General features: G+C 39.2%; 28 protein-coding genes, 1 pseudogene, 1 riboswitch and 1 other annotated feature (1 of these 31 cut by a window edge). Of the genes and pseudogenes, 10 read left to right on the top strand and 19 right to left on the bottom strand.

The window, feature by feature from the left end:
• Positions 1-47 precede the first annotated feature (47 nt).
• The 5 genes from ytpR to RI196_RS05020 form a co-directional block, all read right to left on the bottom strand.
• Positions 48-653, bottom strand: coding sequence for a YtpR family tRNA-binding protein (gene ytpR / locus RI196_RS05040; protein WP_063386617.1), 606 nt, complete (start codon positions 651-653; stop codon positions 48-50).
• Complete coding sequence (locus tag RI196_RS05035; protein WP_063386616.1) at positions 650-1,468, bottom strand: DUF1444 domain-containing protein; 819 nt, start codon at positions 1,466-1,468, stop codon at positions 650-652. The genes ytpR and RI196_RS05035 overlap by 4 nt, the downstream gene beginning before the upstream one ends.
• A gap of 33 nt (positions 1,469-1,501) precedes the next feature.
• Positions 1,502-1,819, bottom strand: coding sequence for a thioredoxin family protein (locus tag RI196_RS05030; protein WP_063386615.1), 318 nt, complete (start codon positions 1,817-1,819; stop codon positions 1,502-1,504).
• Positions 1,820-1,910: 91 nt separating this feature from the next.
• Entirely contained in the window at positions 1,911-2,432 is a 522-nt protein-coding gene (locus RI196_RS05025) for a DUF84 family protein (RefSeq protein WP_311067012.1), read from the bottom strand.
• A 24-nt stretch (positions 2,433-2,456) separates the two neighbouring features.
• Positions 2,457-3,530: a M42 family metallopeptidase gene (locus RI196_RS05020; protein ID WP_311067011.1), complete on the bottom strand. Its 1,074-nt coding sequence runs from the start codon at positions 3,528-3,530 to the stop codon at positions 2,457-2,459.
• Between the two features lie 145 nt (positions 3,531-3,675).
• On the opposite strand from RI196_RS05020, the gene RI196_RS05015 reads away from it, so the two are divergent.
• Positions 3,676-3,990, top strand: a complete 315-nt coding sequence (locus tag RI196_RS05015; RefSeq protein ID WP_063386612.1) for a PepSY domain-containing protein — start codon at positions 3,676-3,678, stop codon at positions 3,988-3,990.
• A 49-nt stretch (positions 3,991-4,039) separates the two neighbouring features.
• Positions 4,040-4,822 carry an arginase family protein gene (locus RI196_RS05010; protein ID WP_066250639.1) on the top strand — a complete coding sequence of 261 codons (783 nt, stop codon included), beginning with the start codon at positions 4,040-4,042 and terminating at the stop codon, positions 4,820-4,822.
• A 119-nt stretch (positions 4,823-4,941) separates the two neighbouring features.
• Here the strand turns inward: RI196_RS05010 and trmB are convergent, their stop codons facing one another.
• Positions 4,942-5,583: a tRNA (guanosine(46)-N7)-methyltransferase TrmB gene (gene trmB, locus RI196_RS05005; protein WP_063386610.1), complete on the bottom strand. Its 642-nt coding sequence runs from the start codon at positions 5,581-5,583 to the stop codon at positions 4,942-4,944.
• A gap of 118 nt (positions 5,584-5,701) precedes the next feature.
• On the opposite strand from trmB, the gene RI196_RS05000 reads away from it, so the two are divergent.
• The gene (locus RI196_RS05000; RefSeq protein ID WP_311067010.1) at positions 5,702-5,980 is read left to right on the top strand and encodes a YtzH-like family protein; all 279 of its coding nucleotides are present in this window, start codon (positions 5,702-5,704) and stop codon (positions 5,978-5,980) included.
• On the opposite strand, the gene RI196_RS04995 is transcribed toward RI196_RS05000, so the two are convergent.
• The 5 genes from RI196_RS04995 to thpR all read right to left on the bottom strand — a co-directional run bounded on the left by RI196_RS04995 (position 5,964) and on the right by thpR (position 9,398).
• Positions 5,964-6,758, bottom strand: a complete 795-nt coding sequence (locus tag RI196_RS04995; protein ID WP_082829584.1) for a phosphotransferase family protein — start codon at positions 6,756-6,758, stop codon at positions 5,964-5,966. The two genes, RI196_RS05000 and RI196_RS04995, sit on opposite strands and share 17 nt — an antisense overlap.
• Before the next feature lie 198 nt (positions 6,759-6,956).
• Positions 6,957-7,721 (bottom strand): NERD domain-containing protein, encoded by a 765-nt coding sequence (locus RI196_RS04990; RefSeq protein ID WP_311067009.1) that lies wholly within the window; start codon positions 7,719-7,721, stop codon positions 6,957-6,959.
• Positions 7,722-7,745: 24 nt separating this feature from the next.
• Positions 7,746-8,432 carry an LrgB family protein gene (locus RI196_RS04985; RefSeq protein ID WP_186439324.1) on the bottom strand — a complete coding sequence of 229 codons (687 nt, stop codon included), beginning with the start codon at positions 8,430-8,432 and terminating at the stop codon, positions 7,746-7,748.
• Between the two features lie 9 nt (positions 8,433-8,441).
• Complete coding sequence (locus RI196_RS04980; protein ID WP_311067008.1) at positions 8,442-8,819, bottom strand: CidA/LrgA family protein; 378 nt, start codon at positions 8,817-8,819, stop codon at positions 8,442-8,444.
• A gap of 24 nt (positions 8,820-8,843) precedes the next feature.
• Positions 8,844-9,398, bottom strand: coding sequence for an RNA 2',3'-cyclic phosphodiesterase (gene thpR, locus RI196_RS04975; RefSeq protein WP_063386605.1), 555 nt, complete (start codon positions 9,396-9,398; stop codon positions 8,844-8,846).
• Positions 9,399-9,524: 126 nt separating this feature from the next.
• On the opposite strand from thpR, the gene cysK reads away from it, so the two are divergent.
• From cysK to RI196_RS04960, 3 genes are all read left to right on the top strand, one after another.
• The gene (gene cysK, locus RI196_RS04970; protein ID WP_063386604.1) at positions 9,525-10,457 is read left to right on the top strand and encodes a cysteine synthase A; all 933 of its coding nucleotides are present in this window, start codon (positions 9,525-9,527) and stop codon (positions 10,455-10,457) included.
• A gap of 52 nt (positions 10,458-10,509) precedes the next feature.
• Positions 10,510-10,610: riboswitch (guanidine-I (ykkC/yxkD leader) on the top strand.
• A 57-nt stretch (positions 10,611-10,667) separates the two neighbouring features.
• Positions 10,668-11,006 carry a DMT family transporter gene (locus RI196_RS04965; protein ID WP_311067007.1) on the top strand — a complete coding sequence of 113 codons (339 nt, stop codon included), beginning with the start codon at positions 10,668-10,670 and terminating at the stop codon, positions 11,004-11,006.
• Complete coding sequence (locus RI196_RS04960; RefSeq protein WP_130157144.1) at positions 11,003-11,317, top strand: DMT family transporter; 315 nt, start codon at positions 11,003-11,005, stop codon at positions 11,315-11,317. Before RI196_RS04965 ends, RI196_RS04960 begins: the two co-directional genes overlap by 4 nt.
• A 7-nt stretch (positions 11,318-11,324) precedes the next feature.
• Here the strand turns inward: RI196_RS04960 and pepV are convergent, their stop codons facing one another.
• Complete coding sequence (pepV, locus tag RI196_RS04955; RefSeq protein WP_311067006.1) at positions 11,325-12,719, bottom strand: dipeptidase PepV; 1,395 nt, start codon at positions 12,717-12,719, stop codon at positions 11,325-11,327.
• A gap of 160 nt (positions 12,720-12,879) precedes the next feature.
• On the opposite strand from pepV, the gene RI196_RS04950 reads away from it, so the two are divergent.
• From RI196_RS04950 to RI196_RS04940, 3 genes are all read left to right on the top strand, one after another.
• Positions 12,880-14,181, top strand: a complete 1,302-nt coding sequence (locus RI196_RS04950) for an NCS2 family permease (protein WP_063386600.1) — start codon at positions 12,880-12,882, stop codon at positions 14,179-14,181.
• A 539-nt stretch (positions 14,182-14,720) separates the two neighbouring features.
• A complete protein-coding gene (locus tag RI196_RS04945) occupies positions 14,721-14,873 on the top strand; it encodes a hypothetical protein (protein ID WP_165381916.1) in 153 nt (50 codons plus the stop codon).
• A gap of 336 nt (positions 14,874-15,209) precedes the next feature.
• Positions 15,210-15,431 carry a DeoR family transcriptional regulator gene (locus RI196_RS04940; protein ID WP_063386591.1) on the top strand — a complete coding sequence of 74 codons (222 nt, stop codon included), beginning with the start codon at positions 15,210-15,212 and terminating at the stop codon, positions 15,429-15,431.
• Between the two features lie 179 nt (positions 15,432-15,610).
• Here the strand turns inward: RI196_RS04940 and RI196_RS04935 are convergent, their stop codons facing one another.
• Both RI196_RS04935 and RI196_RS04930 read right to left on the bottom strand, forming a co-directional pair.
• Positions 15,611-16,357, bottom strand: coding sequence for a pseudouridine synthase (locus RI196_RS04935; RefSeq protein WP_311067005.1), 747 nt, complete (start codon positions 16,355-16,357; stop codon positions 15,611-15,613).
• Positions 16,358-16,362: 5 nt separating this feature from the next.
• A complete protein-coding gene (locus RI196_RS04930) occupies positions 16,363-17,976 on the bottom strand; it encodes a putative polysaccharide biosynthesis protein (RefSeq protein ID WP_144596682.1) in 1,614 nt (537 codons plus the stop codon).
• A gap of 208 nt (positions 17,977-18,184) precedes the next feature.
• On the opposite strand from RI196_RS04930, the gene RI196_RS04925 reads away from it, so the two are divergent.
• On the top strand, positions 18,185-19,459 hold the full coding sequence (locus tag RI196_RS04925; RefSeq protein WP_144596684.1) for a BaiN/RdsA family NAD(P)/FAD-dependent oxidoreductase: 1,275 nt from the start codon (positions 18,185-18,187) through the stop codon (positions 19,457-19,459).
• A 43-nt stretch (positions 19,460-19,502) separates the two neighbouring features.
• On the opposite strand, the gene RI196_RS04920 is transcribed toward RI196_RS04925, so the two are convergent.
• The 5 genes and pseudogenes from RI196_RS04920 to leuS form a co-directional block, all read right to left on the bottom strand.
• Positions 19,503-19,664, bottom strand: coding sequence for an IS3 family transposase (locus RI196_RS04920; RefSeq protein ID WP_158640144.1), 162 nt, complete (start codon positions 19,662-19,664; stop codon positions 19,503-19,505).
• A gap of 1,039 nt (positions 19,665-20,703) precedes the next feature.
• A pseudogene (locus RI196_RS04915) lies at positions 20,704-21,228 on the bottom strand (precorrin-2 dehydrogenase/sirohydrochlorin ferrochelatase family protein); the annotation flags it as partial.
• Between the two features lie 529 nt (positions 21,229-21,757).
• Positions 21,758-21,943, bottom strand: coding sequence for a sporulation protein Cse60 (locus RI196_RS04910; RefSeq protein ID WP_063386586.1), 186 nt, complete (start codon positions 21,941-21,943; stop codon positions 21,758-21,760).
• 213 nt (positions 21,944-22,156) lie between these two features.
• Positions 22,157-22,477 (bottom strand): rhodanese-like domain-containing protein, encoded by a 321-nt coding sequence (locus tag RI196_RS04905; protein ID WP_066249464.1) that lies wholly within the window; start codon positions 22,475-22,477, stop codon positions 22,157-22,159.
• A gap of 30 nt (positions 22,478-22,507) precedes the next feature.
• Positions 22,508-24,922, bottom strand: a complete 2,415-nt coding sequence (gene leuS, locus RI196_RS04900; protein ID WP_063386584.1) for a leucine--tRNA ligase — start codon at positions 24,920-24,922, stop codon at positions 22,508-22,510.
• A 67-nt stretch (positions 24,923-24,989) separates the two neighbouring features.
• Positions 24,990-25,071: a binding site (T-box leader), on the bottom strand (it continues 139 nt past the right edge of the window).

Raw genomic sequence — 25,071 nt, 5'->3', positions numbered from 1 at the left:
GGCAAACAAAATGTTTTCCGCGTGCTTTTTGAAATTTTATCGCATTTTTACTTAAAAAACGGCTCCCCTGGCTTTCGACTATCTTCCAATACAAGAATCCCTTTTTCCTTTGGTGCATTGGGCAGGTTTAATTCTTTTGCCGAACAGATCATGCCGCTCGAGGAAATGCCTCTTAGTTCAGCTTCTTTTATCACCATTCCGCTTGGCATAACCGCTCCTACCTTTGCAACAACAACTTTTTGTCCAGCCGCAACATTCGGTGCCCCGCAAACAATTTGAAGCACTTCATCCCCCACATCGACTTTGCATACACTTAATTTGTCAGCGTTCGGATGCTTTTCTTTTTCCAATACATGGCCAACGACAAATTTCGGTGATAAATCTGCCTCCAGCTTATCTGAAAAACCGTTTTGCGCAATTGTTTGATTGATCTTTTCCACCATTTCTGCCGTTACATCTAATTGGCCGTTTCCGTCAAGCGAAAAATAAGAAGTTGCCTGAAAAATGTTGAAGCCTGCTGTTTCATTAGTTTCAGCATCAAATATTTTTACAACATCTCCTTTTCTTTCAAACCGCTTCTGTTCATACGGTATATCTTTTAAAGAGATGATGAGTACATCGCCGATTCCTTCTTTATTGTAAAATACATTCATTGCTTGTCATCGTCTCCTTTCGTCAGTTTTCTGCGGTTTTTTGCCAAAATAAAGATCGGTTCGAGCTTTTTGTTTTCATAAATAAAGGATAAAGCCGTAATCGGCACCCTCCCATTTGTAAAAAAGCTCATCGTCAGCTGTGCCAGCACGTCATAACCCGTTTCATTTCGAATGTCGCCTATGATCAGCACGTCTTGATGAGGAACGCTGACAGTCATATCCCCTTGAACTTTTGATTCATATTCTTTTAAAATTGACTCATTTAAAATCCTGCTGGCATCGTAGCCGTCATTTGAATTAAAAAAATAAAAAACATTGCCTGCGACCTTATCTTCTTTTACTTTTGTCGGCAATGAACGCAAATTAAAGGCAGCCATTTCCTTCAATTGCTGGCGTGTCCAATTCTCCTTCTTCATCATCTGTTCATCAATTAGGCGATACGAATTTCCGAGATCAAGGGCATAATAAATGCGGGTCTCAGCAGTATGATCCTCAAAAATAAGAGGAACGCCATTCGACTCAACCGGAAAGGAAGTTGAGCGAATGACAGGATAAATCTGTTTTTCCTTGCCGCTTAATGCACCTTCATTTTTCATAGCTGAGAGAGACTCGGTTATGTAATAAACGAATTCATCAATCGCTTTTTCTTTTTTTTCGTTCCATTTTGAAATAATACCTGGCAAGGAGAGTGTCAGCCCTTTTTTCAATTCTGGATCTTCGATTCTTAACGTATCCTTTTTTCGATTAAATGAAAAGTGAAATGAGTAATCATTTAACTTCTCTTTTAACAATTCGACCATTTGTTCAGAATTCATAAGGCTGATCATCTCCTTTTTATTTTCTTTATATTAAAGATTTAAGCCATCTAAAAATTGCTGAACTTCCTCTTTTGTTTTCCGATCTTTGCTGACGAAGCGTCCGATCTCTTTTCCCTCGTTAAATGCGATAAAGCTTGGGATGCCAAAAACATTTAATTCTGCGCATAAATCGATATATTCATCCCGATCGACATAATAAAATGCGAACTGCGGATTCTCCTTTTCCAATTCAGGAAGATGCGGCTTAATAAACCCGCAATCTGGACACCAATCAGCCGAAAATACAAACAAAGCATTTTTTCCTTTCGTAAGCTCCCAAAAATGATCAACAGATTGAATGTTTTCCATCTCTGCAAGTCTCCTTTTATCTTTTTTCATTGGCATCGTAACAAATCTCAGCAAAAAAAGCTACTAACTCGCATGCCTGAGCCGATCAAAGTTAATTTTTTTTGGAAAATTGATATTGTCCTATTAACAGCTTCACGATATGTGCAAACATTTCTTTACGGTCGATAAAGCCGTTTGTAAAGATTCCGATTGCTCCTTCTCGATGTCTCACATTTCTTTTTTTCGCATATGCATCCATTACATCTCCAAGCTCCAAACCTTTTTTCAACGGCTCAAGAAATTCATTCGGGAGCGGGATTCTCGCCCCTCCAGCAATATATTCATTTCCATCTTTATCAATTAATGCACCCCAATTGCATAAAAACAATCCGCGAGGTGTAACATCCACCCCCCCCTCAAGACCAACCGAAAGATCCGGTTTAACTTTTTCAAAGACATTTTTTGCCCGATTTAATGCCCCCTGCAATGTTTCCTCATCGGAAAATGGCTGTGTTGAAACCCCGGATGGAACATCAACTGAGATGAATTCCATGTTCTTCTCTTCCAAAAGAGAAAAGGTCTCCTTCACCGCATTGATTTTCGCCAGGTTTTTCGATCCGATTGCGACATTCATTTTTTCCCTCCGGAATGTTTTATGTTAAACGTTTTGCTTAATCTTTTCAACAGTGGATCGATCGCAAGCTTTTATGAGCTTCACAAGCAATTCTTTTGCTGCTAAATAATCATCGACATGGATCATCGAAGCATGAGTATGAATATATCGGGCGCATATTCCGATTACCGCTGAAGGCACACCGCTGCCAGAAATATGTACTCGGCCTGCATCTGTTCCGCCTTGGGATGTAAAATATTGATATGGAATATTGTTTGTTTCAGCTGTGTCAAGAATAAATTCCCGCATTCCCCGATGAGTGACCATTGTCCGATCATAAATTCTCAGCAGAACTCCTTTTCCAAGCTGACCAAATTCGTTTTTGTCCCCGCTCATGTCGTTGGCAGGACTCGCATCCAATGCAAAAAAGATGTCCGGCTTAATCAAATTGGCGGCCGTTTGCGCTCCCCTTAACCCTACTTCTTCCTGGACAGTCGCTCCAGAATACAAAACGTTTGGCAATGTTTCATCTTTCACTTCTTTCAACAGCTCAATGGCCAGCCCGCATCCATACCTGTTGTCCCAAGCTTTTGCCAAAATTTTTTTCGAATTAGCCATCGGCATAAACGGGCAGACCGGAACAATTTGCTGTCCTGGCTTGATTCCTATGGCTTCCGCATCTGAGCGATTATCAGCGCCGATATCAATCAGCATATTTTTAATCTCCATCGGCTTTTTCCGAACTTCCTCATTGAGCAAATGCGGAGGGATGGATGCGATCACGCCGATCACCGGACCGCGTTCAGTTATAATTTGCACGCGCTGCGCCAGCAAAACCTGACTCCACCATCCTCCCAGCGGCTGAAAGCGGATCATTCCATTTTCTGTAATAGATGTGACCATAAAGCCTACCTCGTCCATATGGCCTGCAACCATTATAGTTGGTCCATCCTCACTACCTTTTTTCACTCCAAAAATGCTGCCGAGTTTGTCTTGAACGATCTCATCTGCATATTTTTCTAGCTCTTTGCGCATAAATGAGCGAACAGCGTGTTCATTGCCTGATGCACCCGGCAGCTCTGTTAATGTTTTAAATAAATCCAACGTTTCGTTGTTCATGTTTATATCCCCTTCTTTAGCTTAATTTAGACCATCACGTACACAAAATATGTATAAACTTATTTTAGCGAATGATGAATGTATATTCCACAAATGTAACAAAACTGCGTTATACTAATAGTAAATTGTTTAAGGAGGGAAGATTGTGAAATGGAAAAATTTCCTGATCGGCTTCGCAGCAGGGATTGCCGTCGGATATGTATTAAAAAACGAATATAAAAAGCCGTTTCTTTCGCCGGAAAAAGCACTTGAATCGGTGAAAAAAGCTTTTAAACAAAAAGGCCCGATCAACGGATCCTGGATTTACACCATCCCGCAAGATTATGAAAAAAATGATATATCTTATAAAGTGTATGAGGCAGGAATCAGCCGTTTTTATAAAGGGAAAACTGAACAGTTTGAAGTTATTGTCGATGCATCGAGCGGAACCATTTTACATGTAAATCAGCTTTCCTCTTAACAAGAAACAGAGAAAACGAATTTCTTTGTCTCTTTGGGGAGTGAAAAAAATGGGGATTGTTAAAAAAGGTGTGACGATTTTACATTTTGATGAAACATACCATTATCAAAGAAAATTACAATCGTATTCTCACGAATGCATTGATTTCACTGATTTAGAAGGAACCCGGCTGTTTTGTGACGGACAATCGTTAAAAGTAATAAAAAGAAAGCTGTTGAGCCGCAAGCAAAAAGGAATTACGTTCATCGGCAGCGGCGATTATCACTATGTTACATATCTCCTGTTGAATGAAATAAAACTTCCGTTTACCCTTCTTCTATTTGACCATCATACAGACTTAGACGATTCTGCAATCGGGAGGAACATGCCAATTTCTTGCGGCTCATGGTTATCTTTTGCGCTAAAAGACAATCCTTTTTTAACAAAAGCCATTATCATCGGTCCAAAATGGACAGAAAAACAAGAAATAGAAAAAGTCAAGGTCATCCCGTATACACCTGAAAATCATCCGTTTATTTTACAACAAATTCAACAAATACAAAATGATTTTGTTTATATTAGCATCGACAAAGATGTTTTAAAAAAAGGGGAGGCGGTGACAAACTGGGATCAAGGTACAATGAGTGCTGCAACATTGCTTTTTTATTTGCGGACAATATTAAATGAAAAAAAAGTGATCGGCCTCGATGTTTGCGGCGAGGCGCCGCGTAAAAGACTGGCTTTCTCCTTTCTCGAAGATCGAATGACGAATAAAAATGAAACGATAAATCTGAACATTTTAAAAATGTGCTTACGGAATCCTCACGTGTACGAAACAAATCAATTCGCCTAAAGTTTTTGCTTAAGCAAAAGACTGAAGAGTGCAGAAGATTCATCCCTCGAAGATTCCATTTTTTATCAAAAAAACATCCCGCACACTATCGTGCAGGGATGTTTGTCTTTACCGAATTTTCACTTTCGCAATTTCACTTCCGCCCTATAAATCTTTTGTCCTTTTTTGGAAAATTTCTCTTCGTATTCCGTCATTACATTGTCTGTAAAATCACTTTGGTGAAGATCTAAACTTACCCATTTCAATAAAAATCCGTATTCGGAAAAACTGACAAGCGAATATTCAAACAGCCTTTGGTTATCCGTTTTAAAATGAATTTCACCTTCATCAGCTAAAATGCTCTCAAAAATGGAAAGAAAGGAATGATGTGTTAAGCGCCGCTTCGCATGGCGTTTTTTTGGCCAAGGATCTGAAAAATTTAAATAGATTCGCTCAACCTCGCCTTTCGCAAAAATTTCAGCTAACTGGCTCGCATTTACGTTCATAAGCTTTACATTCGGAAGTTCCTCTTCTTTTAATTTTTTTAAAGCCGAGACGAGGACGCTTTCCTGAAGCTCAATGCCGATATAATTAATATGCGGATTTTGCTTCCCCATACCGACAATAAACTGTCCTTTGCCGGTGCCGACTTCTATATGAACGGGATGCTCATTCCCGAACAAATCGTTCCATTTCCCTTTCCATTCAAAAGGCTGCTGTATAACAAATTGGGGATGATTTCTTAAAAAATCTCCGGCCCAAGGCTTATTTCTTAAACGCATATTCCACCTCTGTTTATTTTTTTACTATGTCAAAAGAGCCGTATACTGAACGGCTCTTTATTGTATAGAAATCGAAATGATGTATATTCTAATCAATAAAGAAATGGGGTGAGAATGAATGCAATTGAATTATCGTGATCAACTGATGCTTCTGAAAGATATTTTATCTGAACATGAAAGTGAATGCTGCGGATCAGTAGCGGAATATGAGCAATTAGAGCGCCTCATTCGGTCATTAATGGCCAATGCTGAAGTTAATGATCAGTTAAAGCAATCGCTTGAAACAATATATACTTATTGCCAAAACGGGAAAAATTCCAGCGATATAACCAATTTTATCGCCTCACATCAAGGGCAGTTGACTCAATGGCTTGAGGATATCAATGCCCTTTCCTAAGCAAAGCATTTAAAAATTCCAGCTGCTCCGCCATTTCTTTTTCATTGTTTTTCTTTCTCAAAAAAGAGATGGACAAAATGACTTGAGCTAACATATACCAATGCATGCGAACTTTTAAATCGTCCGTTAAATCAGCTCCGTATTTTTTCAGCCATTCATCCCATTCACTTTCATGAATGTAAGTATATAACAGCATTCCTAAATCAATCGCCGGATCGGCAATCATTGCTCCATCCCAATCGATTAAATACAATTGGTTGTCCTCAGATAAAAGCCAGTTGTTATGATGAATATCACAATGGCAAACAACAGCTTCTTTATGCTGCACCTCTGTCACGTTTTGTTCCAAATAACATAGTGCTTGTCGAATAACCGGAAGCTCCAAAAGCTCCAAATTCGCTGCTTTTTTTACATTTTCAAGCAGCGTTTCAGGCGAGAGCGGCTCTTTTCCTAAACGTTTTAACATATCAAGTAGTTCATACGACCGATGGATTTTCTTTAGGAGCTCCGCAACGTGCTCGTTTTTCATATCTTTCGGTTTTAAACCGCGCCCGTTTAGCCAATGCTGCGCCGTAATCACATCACCGTTTTCCATTCTTTTCGTCCAAACGAGCTTAGGAACAATTCCTTCCGCTGACAAAACAGCTAAAAACGGCGAAGAATTGCGTTTTAAGAACAGTTTTTTTCCATTTTTTTCAGCATAAAAGGCTTCTCCTGTCGCTCCTCCTGCCGGAGATATTTCCCAATCGCTACCTAATACGTCTTCCAACCAATTCACCTTCAATTTCAAGCCCACATTTCGTTAGTAGATTCACCCTGCGCAATAAAAAAGACAGCTATTGAATTGAATGAGATGTTTCCAATAGCTATCCATAATAAATTTTATCTTCTAACAGTCTTTTTCGTCAAGAAAAAGTAAAAACATACCCTCATACTTCCATAAAGAACAACATGTAATCGAACATTTTCAAAAAATTCATTCATTAAATCGTTTTACCGCATTTGTTGCACATGATGCTAAAAGAGCCTTTACAGCTTTTAGTTGCATATTTTTAAAAGGAGAAGGCTGGCGCCGCATATTTTGAAACCAGTCGTCGTAGCTTCTCACATCAATTATTTCAATATCTGCCGGCAGCTCTGAAGCATGTATATATCCCGTTCTGTTTAATAATATTTTTCGAATTGGAAAGTCAACCTCCGCATTTGATAAAATCTGTTTTACTATATTTGCTGTCCGCTCCAATCCGATAATGGGAGATAATATTTTTTTCTCGCCTTGATCGTCCCGTTTCAGCCAAAATTTCTGTTTTGTACCGATTAATACGTTGTTTTCTTTATATTCTAATGCGGTAAGGCATACGACATCTGTTGGCCGAATGATGATAATTTCTCCTTGGACAGAGGCTTTTTTAATAAGAAAAACCGGATAATACATGACAAAATAAGTGTCAGGAAACCGCTGCAAAAAATATTTGAGCAGCGAATCCTTTTCAAAAGCTTCATCCATCGGGGAAATTTCCCGAATGGTAGAGCTTGCCCATACAAGCTGGGAGTTGAAAATCCGATCTAAAAACAATTGTTTTTCACTATCTAAGGTTGAATGAGCAAATTGGATACTCTCAAACCTTTTTTTAATTTCTTCCCACTGTTGTTTTTTCAAGCGGATAAATTGATTGGCATAACGATTTAGATCTATTTCATACCTTGATATATAATCCTCCATTTTAATCAACTGAGCCAAGATCGCGTCATCTCCTCTTTATCTCTACAAAAATAGCTGAACAACGTACGGGCAGATAATGGAAGCAAATATAGCGCTTAACGTCATCGAAATCGAACCGATTGCTCCTTCCAGACTGCCGTATTCTGCTGCCCTCGCTGTGCCAATTCCGTGGGAAGCTGTACCATATCCGATCCCAATAGCAATTGGATGATGTATGCGAAGTAATTTCAATAAATAAGGTCCAAACATCGCACCAAATATTCCTGCTATCATGACATAAACTGCAGCAAGGGTAGGATTACCTCCAATTATGTCTGTGATATCCATAGCTACCGGCGAAGTGACCGATTTGGGTGCAAGCGAAAGAATCAGTTCCTTATCTATTCCGAATAAAACAGCCATCATAATTCCTGAACACAGCCCGATAATCGTGCCGACGACAACGCTCAAAACAATTGATACAGCGTACTTTTTCAATGTTGATCGATGCTTGTACAGCGGGAATGCCAGCGCGACTACGGCAGGGCCTAGAAGCTCATCAATCCATTTTCCTCCATACATGTACGTATGATACGAAATATGAAATGTAATCAATAAACTAATGATGACAAATGTTGAAGTGGCAATCGGAACTAATAATGGAATATGGATTTTATTGTACAATTTAACCATTAGCCAATAAATCAGCACTGTAGCAAGTATCATTAAGATGGAGACTATTATTTTCATAAGCCTTGATCACTCCCATTCTGCCCAGCAGCCTGCTTTTTTTTTGGCAGCGGTCATCTGGCTGACGAAAGATGAAATGGACATCACCAGCACCGTGCTAATAATGACAATGAATACTGTCAAGATACCTTTTGATTGGAACAGCGAAAAATATTCCATCACCCCAACTGTCGCAGGAATAAATAAAAGGGCAAGATGCTTGACTAAAAAAGAGCACCCGTCTTTCACTAAATTTTGAAAAGGCTCGTAATGCAAAAGAGCGAAAAGAATCAACATGCCTATAATGCTTCCTGGAATCATTAAATGAAACAATTTTTGAAGGAACGTGCCAATAACATAAATGACATACAACAAACCTATTTGCCATATCAAATTAAATATTTTCAATTTTTTTACCCCTTACTCCTCTCATTATCCTCCAAGAGGAATTTGTTTGATCGCTTCATATTTAGGCGTTTGGTCAATATTCGTTTGGAATAAAGTAACAGAACCCACATGAAAATGTTCGTTTAACAAATATGGGGCGCTTTTCTCCTCCAAGGAAAATGAAAGCTGTCCTTCCCATTTTCTGGCGACAGTAATATGAGGTCTAAACGGACGTTCATCTAAAGAGAAATCGAAAGCTTTGCACGTATTATAAACTTCATTTCGCAACTGGTATAATAACTCGTTTTCTTTCACGCCTACCCATAAAATTCGCGGATGTTCCCGTTTCCCAAAAATTCCTGCCTCTGAAAGTTCAAGTGAAAAAGACGGAATTTTCCGGCAGGGCTCAAGCAAGCTTTCTGACAGCAAAGCAAGCCTCTTTGCATCAACATTCCCTAAAAACACTAATGTTACATGATAGTCAAAAGGATGGACGTAACGCGAAAAGTGCCACCGATCTTGATTCGCTGATATCCATTTTGTAATACTTTTTGCCGTTTCAATCGGAACATCCAATGCAAGAAAATAATGTTTTTGCATTTTTTTCTATCCTCACTTTCGAACATATTGTAGCAAAAACTGCGCATTCTTTGTATATCCGAGTTTTTCTGTCCGTATAAATTATGATATGATATGGATGGACTATATCAAAAGGAAGTGTTTTGAATGCGCGTAGTTCATAATATCGCTGATTTAATAGGAGAAACTCCATTAGTCAAATTAAACAGAATTAGCCCGAAAAACGGCGCAGATATTTATGTAAAGCTTGAGTATTTTAATCCTACCCGCAGCGTTAAGGACAGAGCTGCTTATAATATGATCGTAGAAGCTGAAAAACAAGGTTTGTTAAAACCGGGAGCTACAATTATTGAACCGACAAGCGGCAACACTGGCATTGGGCTCGCCATGAATGCGGCCGCCAAAGGATATCGGGCAATTATTGTCATGCCGGACACCATGACAGAAGAACGGATCAATTTGCTGAAAGCATACGGAGCTGAAGTTGTATTAACGCCTGGGGACGAGAAAATGCCCGGTGCGATTAAAAAGGCGCAAGAACTGGTAAAGGAAATACCGAACAGCTTCATACCGATGCAGTTTGAAAACCCTGCCAACCCAGATGCCCACCGGAAAACAACAGCTTTAGAAATTGTCGAAGCAATGAAAGAAATAGGAAAACCGCTTTCCGCTTTTGTTGCAACGTCTGGAACAGGAGGAACAATCACCGGCACGGGAGAAACGTTAAAAAAATATTTTCCTGAGATGACCATTCACGTTGTCGAGCCTGCTGGGTCACCTGTTTTATCCGGGGGCAGTCCTGGCAAGCATAAACTTGTCGGAACAAGTCCTGGCTTTATCCCTAAAACATTAAACACGAACATTTATGATGAAATACACAAAGTGAAGGACGATGAAGCGTACGAAATCACCCGCAGACTCGCCAAGGAAGAAGCTATATTAGTGGGACCTTCATCAGGTGCTGCATGTTTTGCCGCAATTCAAGTTGCAAAAAGATTATCTCCTGATGATGTTGTCGTGTGCATGACGGCTGATACAGGCGAACGCTATTTATCAAGCGATTTGTTCTTATTTGAATAACCGATTATAAATTGCCTTCTTGCTGTTTCTGTGAGATAATTGAATCTAATTATGTAAAGTTTTCTAGGGTTCCGCAAGTGCCGTTCGCTTGGACTGGTCCGAGAGAAAACGCACAAATTGCTGTGTACACGGAAGGATAAAAGCCTGGGAGAATGACCTTATGGTTTCTCGCAGGCTTTTTTGATTGTGATGGAAAGGGGGAATTTGTTTATGAATTGGTTTTTAATCGTTGTTTCGGCTATTTTTGAAGTGGCGTGGGTCATCGGCTTAAAGCACTCAGACAATGTTTTGGAATGGATGCTAACCGTGATCTCTATTTGCATAAGTTTTTTGCTGCTTCTTTATTTAACTAAAAAATTGCCGACAGGAACGGTATATACAATATTTGTCGGACTCGGCACTTTAGGAACAATTTTATGTGAGGTTATTTTATTCGACGCCCATTTCAGCCCGATGAAAATGGTATTTATTTTGTCGCTAATTTGCGGAATCATCGGGCTGAAATATCAAACAAGCAAATTGGAAGCAAAAGAAGGTGACAAATCTTGAGCTGGATATTTTTAATTATTGCAGGATGCTGCGAAGTCATCGGCGTAACAGGATTAACAAAAGTGAACTCGTCGCCAAGCTTCTCATCCTTCTTTATGCTAATTGGCGGATTTATTTTAAGCTTATATTTTTTATCGCTTTCGATGAATGAAATTCCGATGAGCATTGCCTATGCAGTCTGGACAGGTATCGGCACTGTCGGCAGCACGCTCGTCGGCATGTATGTATTCGATGAACCGAAAGACAAATGGAGAATAACATTTATCGCCTTAATTATCGTTTCTGTTATTGGGCTGAAGCTAGTAGACTAAAGGACACTTATTTGGCTAATTCATAAATCGCTTGAGCGTAGATGGCTGTCGCTTTTAACAGGTCTTCGATATAAATGTATTCGTCTTTTTGATGAGCGATATCTTCCCTTCCCGGAAACAACGGACCAAAGGCGATTCCTGCCTTGAGAGATCTGGCATAAGTGCCGCCGCCGATGGAGATGAGCTCCGCTTTTTGCCCTGTTTGCTCTTCATACACTTTTTTCAATGTTTGAATAAGCGGATGATTTTGTTCTACGTAATGGGGAGCTGAATCGGAAAAGTGAATAAGCTGGCCACCAGCTATTTTTTCTAGTTTTTCTTTAATCTCGCTCCCTTTTTTTGTTACAGGATAGCGGATATTAATGCTAACGGTTTTCTCTTTCCCCTTTTCGTAATGAATAATTCCGACATTCACCGTTAACTCACCGCTTACTTCATCTTGTGTTGAGATATCCAGCTTTTTCCCTCTTGTATCTTGATAAAAATAACGATTAATCCAATCAACAAAGCCTTTTCCTTCGCCATCCAGCGGCAATGCTGACAAAAAATTCGCCAAATAAATCCCGGCATTTTTTCCGTTATCAGGTTCCATCGCATGAGCGGATATCCCTTCAAGCTCGGCGACTGCACCTTCTTCATTTTGATACATTCGACCTTTTAATTGTGATGCTGATAAAAATTGCTTAAAGCTTTTTTCAACCTCTGAGAAATTTTGGACATTTCCAAGCACAGCTTTCGCAAAATCAGGAACCATGTTAAACCGTCTGCCGGAAGAAAAGCTTTTTAACACATATTTTCCTGCTGCATGTTTATTCACGCTGTTCACCGAAAACACTGCATCGATTATCCCTTTTTCTGCATGAATAATTGGAAAATCAGCATCTGGCGCAAATCCGATGTCAGGCATTTCTTCATGCTTAAAGTAATGATGGACACAGCGCCAGTCACTTTCTTCATCAGTGCCAATGATCATTCTCACCCGCTTAGATAACGGAAGACCTAATTCTTTTACAATTTTCATGGCGTAGTATACTGCCATCGTCGGCCCTTTATCATCCAACGCACCGCGGGCATATATTTTCCCATCATGGATCGTTGCGCCGTAAGGATCAAATGACCAGCCGTCCCCTTCTGGCACGACATCAACATGGCAGAGGACGCCGACGATTTCCTTTCCTTTTCCCATTTCAATATGACCGGCATATCCGTCTAAATTTTTGACTCGAAACCCGTCTTTTTCCCCTTTTTGCAAAAGATGTTCTAACGCTTGCTTAATTCCTTTGCCAAACGGTGCTCCAATTTGTTTTGTTTTTTCATCGAGCACACTTTTGATTTGTAGAAATTTTTGTGTTTCTAAAATAATTTCTTCTTTTCTTTTTAACACTTCATCCATCCAGTTCATGATACGTTCGATCCTTTCTTTCTCTTATTATTTAAGTGTAACATAAAGATTCTCTTTTTTTTCAGCAAAAAAAATGTGGTTGTCTTCTTGCAAAAAAGTCAAAAAACGAATATTATATATATGTTTTTATAAAATGTTCGTATTTAATTGGAGGTATCATATGTTTAAACTAAAAGAACACGGAACAAATGTTAAAACTGAAATTATTGCCGGTTTAACCACCTTTTTAACAATGGTATATATCGTTGTTGTCAACCCAATTATCTTATCGGAAGCAGGCGTTCCGTTTGATCAAGTGTTTACAGCGACAGTTGTTGCCACGATCATCGGTACTTTATGGATGGCGCTTTCGGCAAATTATCCGATAGCGATCGCTCCAGGTATGGGAATGAACGCATATTTTGCCTATACTGTTGTTGGGGCGGAAAAAGTTAATTATGAAATTGCCTTTTCAGCAGTATTTCTTGCAGGCATCCTGTTTATTATTCTTTCGCTAACTCCGTTTCGTAAACAAATAATCGAAGCCATTCCAAGCAATTTAAAAAATGGAATTACCGCCGGCATCGGTTTATTTATTGCGTTTATCGGACTAAGATTGACCGGGCTGATCACCGATCATCCGCAAAATTTAGTGACTCTTGGGGATCTGCATTCTCCTTCCGTCGTTCTCGCTCTTGTCGGCCTTGCTATAACTCTTATCTTAATGAGCTTGAATGTTCATGGTGCACTTTTTATCGGAATGATTTGTACCGGTATCATCGCATTTTTTACCGGACAATTATCGTTTGACCAAGGAATTGTTTCAATTCCAAAACTGCCGGAAGGCATTATAATCGCCAACCCGATTGATGCAATTGGGGATGTGATTCAACATGGTTTATTTGCAGTCGTCTTTTCCTTTTTATTAGTGACCATTTTTGACACAACTGGAACAATGATCGGCGTTGCCAAACAAGCAGGTTTAATGAAAGGGGATGAAATGCCGAACGCACGCAAAGCCCTTCTAGCTGACTCAATAGCAGCAACAGCAGGCGCTATGCTCGGAACAACTCCGACGAGTGCTTACATTGAGTCTTCTTCAGGAGTAGCTGCTGGCGGTAGAACTGGATTGACAACTTTAACCGTTGCCGTATTGTTTGGTGTTGCTGCATTTTTCAGTCCGATCGTTGCTGCTGTGTCCGGCATTTCAGCGATTACAGCACCTGCGTTAATTATAGTTGGAAGCTTAATGATGGGCTCAATTGCCGAAATTAATTGGAAAGAAATTGATGAAGCATTTCCGGCCTTTTTAGTCATTTTAAGCATGCCGCTTACATCAAGTATTGCAACTGGAATTGCGCTCGGATTTATCTCTTATCCTCTCATGAAAGTCATGAAAGGAAAATGGAAAGAGGTTCATCCATTTTTGTACATTTTCGCCGTACTATTTTTCATCCAGCTCTTTTTCCTGGGAGGTCATTAATTAAGAGGCTTTCCCAAAAGGAAAATCTATTAAAAATAAAAAATGGATATCGGGTTTTTGAAATTGGAGATGCCTCTCTAAGCTGATATGCACCCCTTAAGGTAGAGCAATCTGTTTTGCCTTAAGGGGAGTTTTTCTATGTATAAACATTCGAAAATCTTTGCGTAACACCGTTTCGTCGTTCACCAAATGAGCTTTTCTATGTATCAAGATTCGAAGGAGTTCTGAATGCGAAAACAGTTGAGAAAATGCTTTTGTTTGCAGTAATAGCTTATTGGACTGCAATGAACCATTTTCTATTAGAAAAGCAAAAATATCTTGAAAATTGCCAACTATTTAAAAAACCTTTAACACTAGGCAACAGGTAAAAAAACGAATGGAAGACAAAGTAAAAAATGCCGATAAAGTTAAAACAATAAACAACATAAGAAATATTTATTATTTTTTCGGAACTTTTCAATAGATTTTGCGTCTCTCTTAAAAAAGAGGGAGTGGTAAAATGAAAAAGATACTAATGTATCATCATTGGAGTGATTTTCTTGGAAATAATTTTTAATATTTCTTTAGGCATTGCCCTTGTATTTTACATCGTTTTTTCATTGCTTATCGATTTTAGCGGCAAGGATTTGCCTTTCATCTATTTAGGCATCGTTTTATTGTTTGCATCTGAATTGCTTAACAAAGGTATTTAAGAAAAAGATAATTTGTAGATTTTTGAAAACTCCAACGGTGGGTTTTTTTTGCATTCATCAAGCTTTCTAATCACCAATGGAACCTTTTTTACCGATTGAAGGAATCATCACTTCACTATTTGTCTATTCGACTGGGGTCAGTTCAAGCTGTTAAATCGGCCTATGAGAGGTAAGTATTGTAAATATTATGTGAATTTTATGAACACACTGGAAAGTTTACATGTAAATTGTGTATAATGGAATTGTACCACTTTAGGAGTTTGACATCTAATGCATGGACATTGAAGAGTATGTAGGTTTGTGATTTCGATGCATTAAATGATAGGGAGTGGTTTTTTGAAACCTTCAACAAACCGTATGCTAACCCGAATCAAATCCGTCTACATGTTCATTCATGAAAGGGGTACAGTAACAACTCAAGAGCTTGTCGATGAATTTGGTATTACCCCCAGAACGATTCAGAGGGATTTAAACGTGTTAGCATATAACGATTTAGTGCACAGTCCTGCAAGAGGAAAATGGGCAACAACTAACAAGAAGGTCAAGATGTCATCCTAGCTACTAAAAAAAGAAAATTTGGTTATTCGTTCACATACATATATGGGGCTGATCCAAAAGTTACATAACTTTTGGTCTCAGCCCCTTTTTGTCTGCTGTTGCAAGCAATTTCCACCTTTTTCGGCGCCAGTTTGTCCGCCTTTTTAAAAAACGGAAGTTCAATTTGAACGTTTTTCAAACTACAAAGGAAAATCGGCTGAATCGCCCGGCTGTCCTTGAATCGATCGCAGTTGTTCTAATTCTTCTTTTGTCAGTTCTCGATATTCCCCTGTTTGCAATGTTTGATCTAGTTCAAGCGTTCCCATTTGGATTCGTTTTAAATATTTCACTTTTTTCCCGACAGCAGAAAACATCCGCTTAATTTGATGGTATTTCCCCTCCGTTATGGTGACAAAAACTTCAGAAATGTCGTCTGCCTTAATAATTTCAAGCCAGGCAGGCTTTGTAACATAACCGTCATCAAGTTTTACACCTGCTTTGAACCGCTCGACATCTTCCTCTGCCACTAGACCAATAACTTCCGCAAAATATTTTTTAGGAACATTTTTTTTGGGCGATGTTAATTGATGGGCAAGCTGTCCGTCCGATGTTAACAGCAATAGCCCTTCGGTATCTTTGTCAAGCCTGCCGACAGGAAAGGGATTATAGCGAAGATCTTCCGGATCAAGCAAATCGACCACAGTCTTTTGGACGTTGTCTTCTGTAGCAGATAAAAAACCAGCTGGCTTGTTCATCATGAAATAAACATGTTCTTTGTACAACACCTGTTCACCGTGAATGATGATTTCTTGTTTATTCGGGTCGACATTTGTTTTCGGATCCGTCACCACTTCTCCATTAACATGAACGGCCCGTTCCTTTAGCAGCTTTTTTACTTCTTTCCTGCTGCCGTAGCCAGCATGTGCTAATAGTTTATCAATACGCATATTATCTACCCCCTTTCCTTCCTCTTACTTAAAAATCTAGTTCCAAAAATAACTTTTAGAAATCCTGATTGCTTAGCCAGCCAAAAATACGAGCCTGCTCCTAATAATGCAGCAATTCCAACCATGATGGCGGCATTTGTTTTACTTGCATGGTAATCAAAAAAGACAGTGAAGAGAGAGGAAAACGCTACAACGACAATTGACATACAGATGACCAAAATTCCCGTAAATATTGTTCTTTTCCAAAATCTTTTATACGAGTAGCCTGTATGACGGCGAATCATCATTAATCCGTATATGAGCGAGCCAAGAAACCCGATCGCAGTTGCCATAATCGAACCGTATGCACCAAACTGCGTGATAAGCCAGCTGTTTAAACAAATTTTTAGCAGAAGACCGAATGCAAGGCTGATGACAGCCAATTTTTGTTTATTAATCCCCTGCAAAATGGCGGCTGAAACAGTGAAATAAGAAAAAAGCAAAGCGATCGGTGCATAGGCAGCTAAAATGCTCGCACCTGTTTCATTGTCATTATAAAAAAACATGTAGATTGGTTCGGAAAGAATAATGATCCCAATGGATGCAGGGAGAACGAGAAACATTAATGTTTGAAACGCTTGGTCAATTTGTCTTCTAACAAACGGAAAGTTTTGATTCGTGAACGCATTTGTAATGGCCGGCACGAGCGTTAAGCCAAAAGCAGTTGCTAAAGAAACAGGAATCATGACAATTTTATTCACTAAAAAATTGACCATGGCATATAATTCTTGCGCTCTTTCGCCTTCTCCCGCCTGAATCATAGCTTTATTAAACGTAAAAGAATCGACAAATTGATATAAAGGAATAGCTAGTCCGACAAATACAAACGGACCGGCATACCTGAACACCTCGAGAAACATTTGCTTCGTAGAAATGCCGGAAGGTTCAATTTTGTTCTCCTGCATCGCCAATAAGGAATTTTTTCTTTTCATCCAATACAAAAAAAGGACGAACAGCCCGCCGATGGCGCCAACAAAGGCGGCAAATGTCGCATAACCCACCGCTGTAATGATATCGCCATGTAATACTTTTAAAATGATATAGCTGGAAACAAGCAAAAAAATGATGCGCACTAGCTGTTCTATTACTTGGGAAACGGACGTCGGGCCCATTGACTGATGCCCTTGAAAAAAACCTCGTATTAAACTCATGATCGGAACAACTATAAGCGCAAGGCTGACCATTCGTATAACATATGTGACATCCTCAACTGTCACACCTTGCAGCTCCTGTTGGCCAAGCTGGTGTTCCGCAAAGAAAGGCGCAGTCACAAATAAAATAAAACAAGTGAAAATTCCTCCAAGAAGCATAAACAGCATCCCAGATCGAAACATTCTGCGGCTTGTCTCGTAATCACCAATGGAATTATATTTTGCGACAAATTTTGAAATGGCCATAGGAAATCCCATTGTCGCAACGCTTAAAAAAATCGTATACGGAACATATCCATATTGATACAAAGCACTTCCCGTTTCTCCAACCAACGCGAAAAACGGAATGACATAAATCATTCCTAAAATCCTTGAAATATATGTACCTAATGTTAAAATAAACGTCCCTCTTAATAATTTATCCGACATCTTTTGCTCACCATTGTTTCTAACAAAAATTTTCAACTATAACATTTTACCACATTCACTAGGAACTAAGATATAGTCATCACTCATTGAATTCAAAAATTCATCTTTTTATAATGATATAAGACTAGGATGTAGACGAAACTAGGATCAATCTAAAAGTACGAATAAATTGGACAAGCAACATCAACTTCTTAAAGGTTGTGAGAATATGAATTATGATGTAGCAGTAATTGGAGGAGGACCATCTGGATTGATGGCCGCCATCGCCGCCGCTGAAAACGGAGCGAACGTGCTGTTAGTCGATAAAGGAGAAAAATTAGGAAGAAAGCTGGCGATCTCCGGTGGCGGACGGTGCAATGTAACAAATCGCCGGTCAATTGAAGAAATTATCAAAAATATTCCCGGCAACGGACGATTTTTGTATGGCGCTTTTTCGCAATTTAATAATGAAGACATTATACGCTTTTTCGAAAACCTTGGAGTTCGTTTAAAAGAGGAAGACCATGGCCGGATGTTTCCAGTATCAAACAGAGCTCAAGACGTAGTCAATGCGCTACTTTCCGAACTAAAAAGGCTGAACGTTACAATTAAAACAAATCATCCGGTTGAAAACATCGAATACAGTGAAAGCAAAGTAAAAGGAATCTGGTTGAAAAATAAAACCTTTATTCCTGCCAAAGCTGTTATCGTAGCTGTAGGAGGAAAATCTGTCCCTCATACCGGAAGTACTGGAGACGGATACGTGTGGGCCAAAAAAGCCGGTCATACTGTGACGGAATTATTTCCAACTGAAGTGCCGATTACTTCGAATGAACCGTTTATCCGAACAAAACAATTGCAAGGCCTGTCGTTAAGAGATGCGGCTTTAAGTGTGTTGAATCAAAAGGGCAGACCGATTATTACGCACAAAATGGATTTTATTTTTACCCATTTCGGCTTATCAGGTCCTGCTGCACTAAGATGCAGCCAATTTGTTGTAAAACAATTGAAAAAAGAAAAAACGGTGACGTTGTCAATTGACGCTTTGCCTACTGAAAATGAAGAAAATCTTTTTCAGCATATTTGGCTGAATTTGAAAGGCGAACCGAAAAAGGCTGTTAAAAATGTATTAAAAGGTCTCTTGCCTGAACGATATTTACTATTTTTGCTGGAAGAATCCGAAATCGACCATTCGATGACATTCTCCCAGCTTTCAAAAGATAAGCTGCGCCAATTTGTTCGCTTAGTGAAAGATTTCCGCTTCGAAGCAAACGGCACGCTTCCAATCGAAAAAGCGTTTGTGACCGGCGGAGGCGTTTCTATAAAGGAAATTGATCCAAAGACGATGGCCTCTAAACTAATGAACGGTCTTTATTTTTGCGGTGAAATATTGGATATTCACGGCTACACGGGCGGCTACAACATCACGGCTGCGCTCGTAACCGGACGGTTGGCAGGCTTGTACGCAAGCCGTTACGTGGAAAAGGGCGAACCGATAAGTTGAACTGCCTCCTGTTAAGTAGTCAGTGGAAATAATAAAAATTGATCTAAGCGGTCTTGGCTCTATATTCCAAAGGACTGAGACCGTTTAATTTTTCTTGATACAGATGGTAATTGAAAAATTGGATGTATTCATCAACCGCATTCTTTAGTTCTTCTAATGTATCGTACTTATGTAAATAATATTTTTCACATTTAATGTTCCCCAAAAGGATTCCATTGGACCATTATTCTATACATCGTCCTACACGAGACATATTATGTGTTACCCCTGCTTGATCAACCCTTCCTTTAAATCCATGTGAAGTAAATTGAAATCCTCGATCACTATATAGTAAATAATGTTTACCATGAATAGAAGAAATTCCCTTGACTAACGGGTAAAACACTAGCTTATTATTATTAGAATGCTAAAGACATCATTTCATCTTACTCTTATATTTTTAAATACAATAGTATAATATCAAAAAAATACATATTTAACATTTTTTGTATTAAAATAGTATAATAATGGTATAATTTAATATGAAATGAGGATAATTCTAATGAATTGTAACAAATCCGTATTTTTAGCAGTGTTTAGTATTCCGATTTATATGTTAATCACATCTTTTGATTTATCTATACAGACTGATAGAATAAATGCCATAATTTTCCTTGGATACACATATCCGATATTTTTCCTTTTGTATTATTTAGTTAAGTTTAAAAATTTTAAACCAATGTTAGTTCTATCAATAGGAATATTATTATGGACTGCATTCACTAGTTTTTTATTCAAAGATACCTTTATTACAATTGGTTTATTTATAATTTCCATCTTAGTTTTAGTGACAATAACAGTTATAACTAAAGAACCTAATTAATCCGTATTTAATGTCATGGTATTAAATGGAACGTTTTGGATGTCATAGTATCAAATTGCATTTTTAAACCTTACCTTTTTCATTCAAAGCGCATAAATTGATGGGTCTGTCTAAAAAGTCAGGATAACTTACTCTTTTTTTTAAAAGACACACAAAAAAACGTCCTATCTAGTAAAATGTGAGGTGACAAGCCCAATTTTGCAGAAAGAACGTTTTTTATGAACTGGGCAGCTGACTTTTGGGGGCGCTTCTTTTTTTGCACAAATCGCTATCCCGTTGAACGGCCATGTGCGATCCGGTTTAGCTATTCGCTAGACCTGTTCGCATTCAAAAGCATTTCCAGCTGCTTATACCGTTCTTCATTTGAAGCTTCTAAAAAGCTCTTGTCTAATAATTGATGTAAAACAATCCTTTTTTGCTCTGGGTCGTTGATTTCTTCTAAGACACGTTTTCGACCTTCCTTTAAAAATTCAACATAGTCAGCAAAATGTTCATCAAACTGCTCTGCCAAATTATTTTTTAATTTTCTGGCGAGCCCCGGAACTTTCCCGCTCGTTGATACACTGATGATTAAATCGCCCCTTTTAAATGTTGCCGGCATAATGATATTGCTTTTTTCAGGTGCATCCACTACATTGATCAGCTGATGTGCTTCACATGACTGGTAGACCTGCTCATTAACTTCCCTTTCATTCGTTGCCGCAATGACTAGAAACGCACCGTTTACATCGTCTTTTTCAAACGTTTTTTGTTTCCACGATATTTTTTTTTCTTGATGCATTCGAAAAAGATGATCTGATAGATCGGGACTGACAACCGTTATATCAGCACATGCATCGAGCAAAGCTTTTATTTTTCTTTCCGCTACCTTCCCTCCGCCGACAACGACTGTCTTTTTTCCTTTCATATTCAATATTGCGCTGTAATACATATGATCACCCTTTTTTGTCTTAGCGCTTACAATTTCTGGTTGATGCGAAGCGTTTTTTCCTTTCAAATCAAAAGGTTCTAGGATAACTTCAAAAAATTGGCCATCCTTTTTTTCGTGCGGTCGCTTCGGAACGGCATTGAAATCTTTTTTCCAATAAAAAAAGACCTAGATTCCCCATAAACAAGGATTTTCAAGCGGGTCCAAAGCTTGTTTTAAAAAGCTTTTTCATGAGTTAGTCCGTCTTCCATCCTGCAAAACGATGGCGACCATTTCAGTTTTATTCGACTTTCTCTCATCAGGTACAATTTTTAAAGTGTTTCCTATCTGGATCAGTGCTTATAAGCTTTCAAGATCCACTGGGCATAGCAACTGCTTGGAGCGCATGCGAACATTGATGCATTGACGAAGATTCTCTAAAATTACAATCAACCTGCGCTTCACGTCTAATTCTGTTTACATTCTTACTAAATATAATAGACTTTTCATTATTAATGTGAAAGTCTTCTTATTCTTTGTAAATAATCATCGCTGAAAAACAGTAAATTTGTTCACCTTTTTGATCGCATGTTACCGCTACATGATATTTTATGTCGATATATTTTTGACTTGGAAGCGCAGTTAAAAAAGCGTTCACTTCCTCTTCTAAATCTTTTTCATGCTCTTCGTCAAAAATGGCGACTTTATAGCTCAATTTCTTCACACTCCCTTTATTTATCTCGTTGCTTCCAATATACTTTTATGCTTGTACAAATATGACACTTTTAATAAAGGGAAAAGATTTGCTCATGTCGGCAGTTTTTATGGGGATTTTGAGGGTATTACATGCGGTATGGTTTACTGTTTTGGCCACGCTAATCTTCCTTTATAAGGAAAAACCGCGCCTACATAAGCGCGGTTTTTCCACTTATTTTTTTATCTCGCTCTTCGGTTTGGTTTCCCCTGTCCATTCGAGCATTCCGCCAACCATATTGATGACATTAAAACCAAGATCCTGTAAATATAAACAAACATTTTCACTTCTTCTTCCTGAGCGGCAGACGAAAATATATTCCTTTTCTTTATCAAATTCTTCAATGCGGTCCGGGATTTCTCCCATCGGAATATGTTTTGCTTGTGGAATCATGCCTTCTTCTACTTCTTCTTCCTCGCGGACATCAATAATGTCTAATTTTTCGCCGTTTTCAAGCTTCGTTTTGAGATCATTTGGTGTGATTTCTTTTACCATGAATGGCCATCCTTTCATTGATATTCAAGCTTAATTGGCTACGATGTTGACAAGCTTGCCAGGAACAGCAATCACTTTACGAACGGTTTTGCCTTCAAGCTGTTCTTTTATTTTTTCATCATCCATCGCGATTTTTTCCATTTCCTCTTTAGAAGCATCGTTTGGTACAAGCAGCTTTGCCCGCACTTTTCCGTTGATTTGAATGACAATTTCCACTTCATCTTCGACAAGCTTTGATTCATCCCATGCCGGCCACGATTCATAAGCAATCGTTTCAGAATGGCCGAGTTTTTCCCAAAGCTCTTCGCAAATATGCGGAGCAACCGGCGATAAAAGCTTTACAAAGCCTTCCATATATTCTTTCGGAAGAATTGTCGCTTTATAAGCTTCATTAATAAATACCATCAGTTGCGAAATAGCTGTGTTAAAATGCAGATTTTCATAATCCTCCGTTACCTTTTTCACTGTTTGGTGATAAATGCGTTCAAGCTCTTGAGACGGTTCATCGACGATTTTCGGATTCAACTCGCCATTTTCCATTACAAACAGCCGCCATACACGATCTAAAAACCTTCTTGCGCCGTCGAGTCCTTTTGTTGACCATGCAATGGATGCATCAAGCGGACCCATGAACATTTCATATAAACGGAGAGTATCCGCTCCGTGGCTTTCAACGATTTCATCAGGATTGACGACATTTCCTTTTGATTTGCTCATCTTTTCATTGTTTTCGCCGAGGATCATTCCTTGGTTAAACAATTTTTGGAACGGTTCTTTCGTCGGAACTACTCCGATATCGTATAAAAATTTATGCCAGAAACGTGCATACAGCAAGTGTAAAACAGCATGCTCAGCCCCGCCGATATAAATGTCCACAGGCAGCCATTTTTTCAATTTTTCAGGATCAGCTAATTGTTCTGAATTGTGCGGGTCAATATAGCGCAAATAGTACCAGCAGCTTCCCGCCCATTGAGGCATTGTGTTTGTTTCGCGCCGCCCTTTTTTGCCTGTTTTCGGGTCAACGACATTCACCCAATCCTCAATATTCGCTAAAGGTGACTCACCGGTTCCCGAAGGTCTAATTTCATCTGTTTCCGGAAGCACTAACGGCAGCTCCTCTTCAGGAACAGCTGTGATCGTGCCGTCTTCCCAATGGATGATCGGAATCGGTTCACCCCAATAACGTTGACGGCTGAACAACCAGTCTCGGAGACGGTATGTCACTTTTCTTTGTCCTTTTTTGTTTTCCTCCAGCCATTTGATCATCGCTTCAATTGCTTCTTCTTTATTCAATCCGTTCAAAAAGTCGGAATTTACATGCTCGCCGTCTCCTGTATAAGCTTCTTGTTCGATGTTTCCTCCAGCGACAACCTCTTTAATCGGCAGGTCAAATTTTTTCGCAAATTCATAGTCCCGTTCATCGTGGGCAGGCACGGCCATGATCGCACCTGTACCATAGCTCATTAAAACATAATCGGCAATCCAAATCGGCAATCTTTCTCCATTGGCAGGATTTACAGCATAGGCTCCGGTAAACACGCCTGTTTTTTCCTTCGCCAAATCCGTTCTTTCGAGATCGCTTTTACTTTTAATTTGATCTAAATAGGCTTCCACCGCTTCTTTTTGTTCCTCGGTTGTAATTTCTTTCACAAGCGGATGTTCAGGCGCAAGCACTGTATACGTAGCACCGAAAAGCGTATCTGGACGAGTAGTAAAAACAGTAAAGGTTTTATCAGTTCCATCGACTGTAAAATGAACTTCCGCACCTTCCGACCGGCCGATCCAATTTCGCTGCATTTCCTTTATGCTTTCCGGCCAATCAAGCTCTTCTAAATCTTCCAGCAGCCTGTCAGCATATGCGGTGATTTTTAACACCCATTGTTTCATCGGACGGCGTTCAACAGGATGTCCTCCCCGTTCGCTTTTTCCGTCGATGACCTCTTCATTTGCAAGAACAGTTCCGAGTGCTGGGCACCAGTTGACGGGCACTTCATCAATGTAAGCAAGTCCTTTTTCATAAAGCTTTAAGAAGATCCATTGCGTCCATTTGTAATATTCCGGATCAGTTGTATTTACTTCCCGATCCCAATCATAGGAAAATCCTAGTGATTGAATTTGTCTGCGAAAATTATCAATATTTTTTTTCGTAAATTCCGCAGGATCGTTGCCGGTATCTAAAGCATATTGCTCAGCCGGAAGTCCAAATGCATCCCATCCCATCGGATGGAGAACATTGTATCCTTGCATCCGTTTCATTCGCGCCAAAATGTCGGTTGCCGTATAACCTTCAGGATGGCCTACATGAAGACCAGCTCCCGAAGGATACGGAAACATATCCAATGCATAAAACTTCGGTTTATCGGAATCATCCTCTGTTTTAAATGTTTTGTTTTTTAGCCAATAATCTTGCCATTTTTTCTCAATCTCACGATGGTTGTAAGACATGTAAAAATCCTCCTTTGCTATATATATGTATAAGCGTCAAATAATAAAAAAACTCCCATCCCCACGACGAAGGGACGAGAGACAATTTCCCGCGGTACCACCCAAATTAGCGCAAATGCACTCACTCTGTTCCGTAACGTGGAAACACG

The sequence above is a fragment of the Aeribacillus composti genome, assembly GCF_031760945.1.
In the GTDB taxonomy this organism is placed as follows: Bacteria; Bacillota; Bacilli; order Bacillales; family Aeribacillaceae; genus Aeribacillus; species Aeribacillus composti.
This window is presented reverse-complemented; position numbering and strand designations above follow the sequence as displayed.

Excerpts from the sequence above, each read along its gene's own strand:
- RI196_RS04935 (WP_311067005.1), bottom strand. The coding sequence starts at position 16,357 with ATGCGTATTGATAAACTATTAGCACATGCTGGCTACGGCAGCAGGAAA.
- thpR (WP_063386605.1), bottom strand. The coding sequence starts at position 9,398 with ATGCAAAAACATTATTTTCTTGCATTGGATGTTCCGATTGAAACGGCA.
- RI196_RS04965 (WP_311067007.1), top strand. The coding sequence starts at position 10,668 with ATGAATTGGTTTTTAATCGTTGTTTCGGCTATTTTTGAAGTGGCGTGG.
- RI196_RS04930 (WP_144596682.1), bottom strand. The coding sequence starts at position 17,976 with ATGTCGGATAAATTATTAAGAGGGACGTTTATTTTAACATTAGGTACA.
- cysK (WP_063386604.1), top strand. The coding sequence starts at position 9,525 with ATGCGCGTAGTTCATAATATCGCTGATTTAATAGGAGAAACTCCATTA.
- ytpR (WP_063386617.1), bottom strand. The coding sequence starts at position 653 with ATGAATGTATTTTACAATAAAGAAGGAATCGGCGATGTACTCATCATC.
- RI196_RS05025 (WP_311067012.1), bottom strand. The coding sequence starts at position 2,432 with ATGAATGTCGCAATCGGATCGAAAAACCTGGCGAAAATCAATGCGGTG.
- RI196_RS04905 (WP_066249464.1), bottom strand. The coding sequence starts at position 22,477 with ATGGTAAAAGAAATCACACCAAATGATCTCAAAACGAAGCTTGAAAAC.
- RI196_RS05020 (WP_311067011.1), bottom strand. The coding sequence starts at position 3,530 with ATGAACAACGAAACGTTGGATTTATTTAAAACATTAACAGAGCTGCCG.
- leuS (WP_063386584.1), bottom strand. The coding sequence starts at position 24,922 with ATGTCTTACAACCATCGTGAGATTGAGAAAAAATGGCAAGATTATTGG.
- RI196_RS05010 (WP_066250639.1), top strand. The coding sequence starts at position 4,040 with ATGGGGATTGTTAAAAAAGGTGTGACGATTTTACATTTTGATGAAACA.
- pepV (WP_311067006.1), bottom strand. The coding sequence starts at position 12,719 with ATGAACTGGATGGATGAAGTGTTAAAAAGAAAAGAAGAAATTATTTTA.
- trmB (WP_063386610.1), bottom strand. The coding sequence starts at position 5,583 with ATGCGTTTAAGAAATAAGCCTTGGGCCGGAGATTTTTTAAGAAATCAT.
- RI196_RS05035 (WP_063386616.1), bottom strand. The coding sequence starts at position 1,468 with ATGAATTCTGAACAAATGGTCGAATTGTTAAAAGAGAAGTTAAATGAT.
- RI196_RS04985 (WP_186439324.1), bottom strand. The coding sequence starts at position 8,432 with ATGAAAATAATAGTCTCCATCTTAATGATACTTGCTACAGTGCTGATT.
- RI196_RS05000 (WP_311067010.1), top strand. The coding sequence starts at position 5,702 with ATGCAATTGAATTATCGTGATCAACTGATGCTTCTGAAAGATATTTTA.
- RI196_RS04925 (WP_144596684.1), top strand. The coding sequence starts at position 18,185 with ATGAATTATGATGTAGCAGTAATTGGAGGAGGACCATCTGGATTGATG.
- RI196_RS04950 (WP_063386600.1), top strand. The coding sequence starts at position 12,880 with ATGTTTAAACTAAAAGAACACGGAACAAATGTTAAAACTGAAATTATT.
- RI196_RS05030 (WP_063386615.1), bottom strand. The coding sequence starts at position 1,819 with ATGGAAAACATTCAATCTGTTGATCATTTTTGGGAGCTTACGAAAGGA.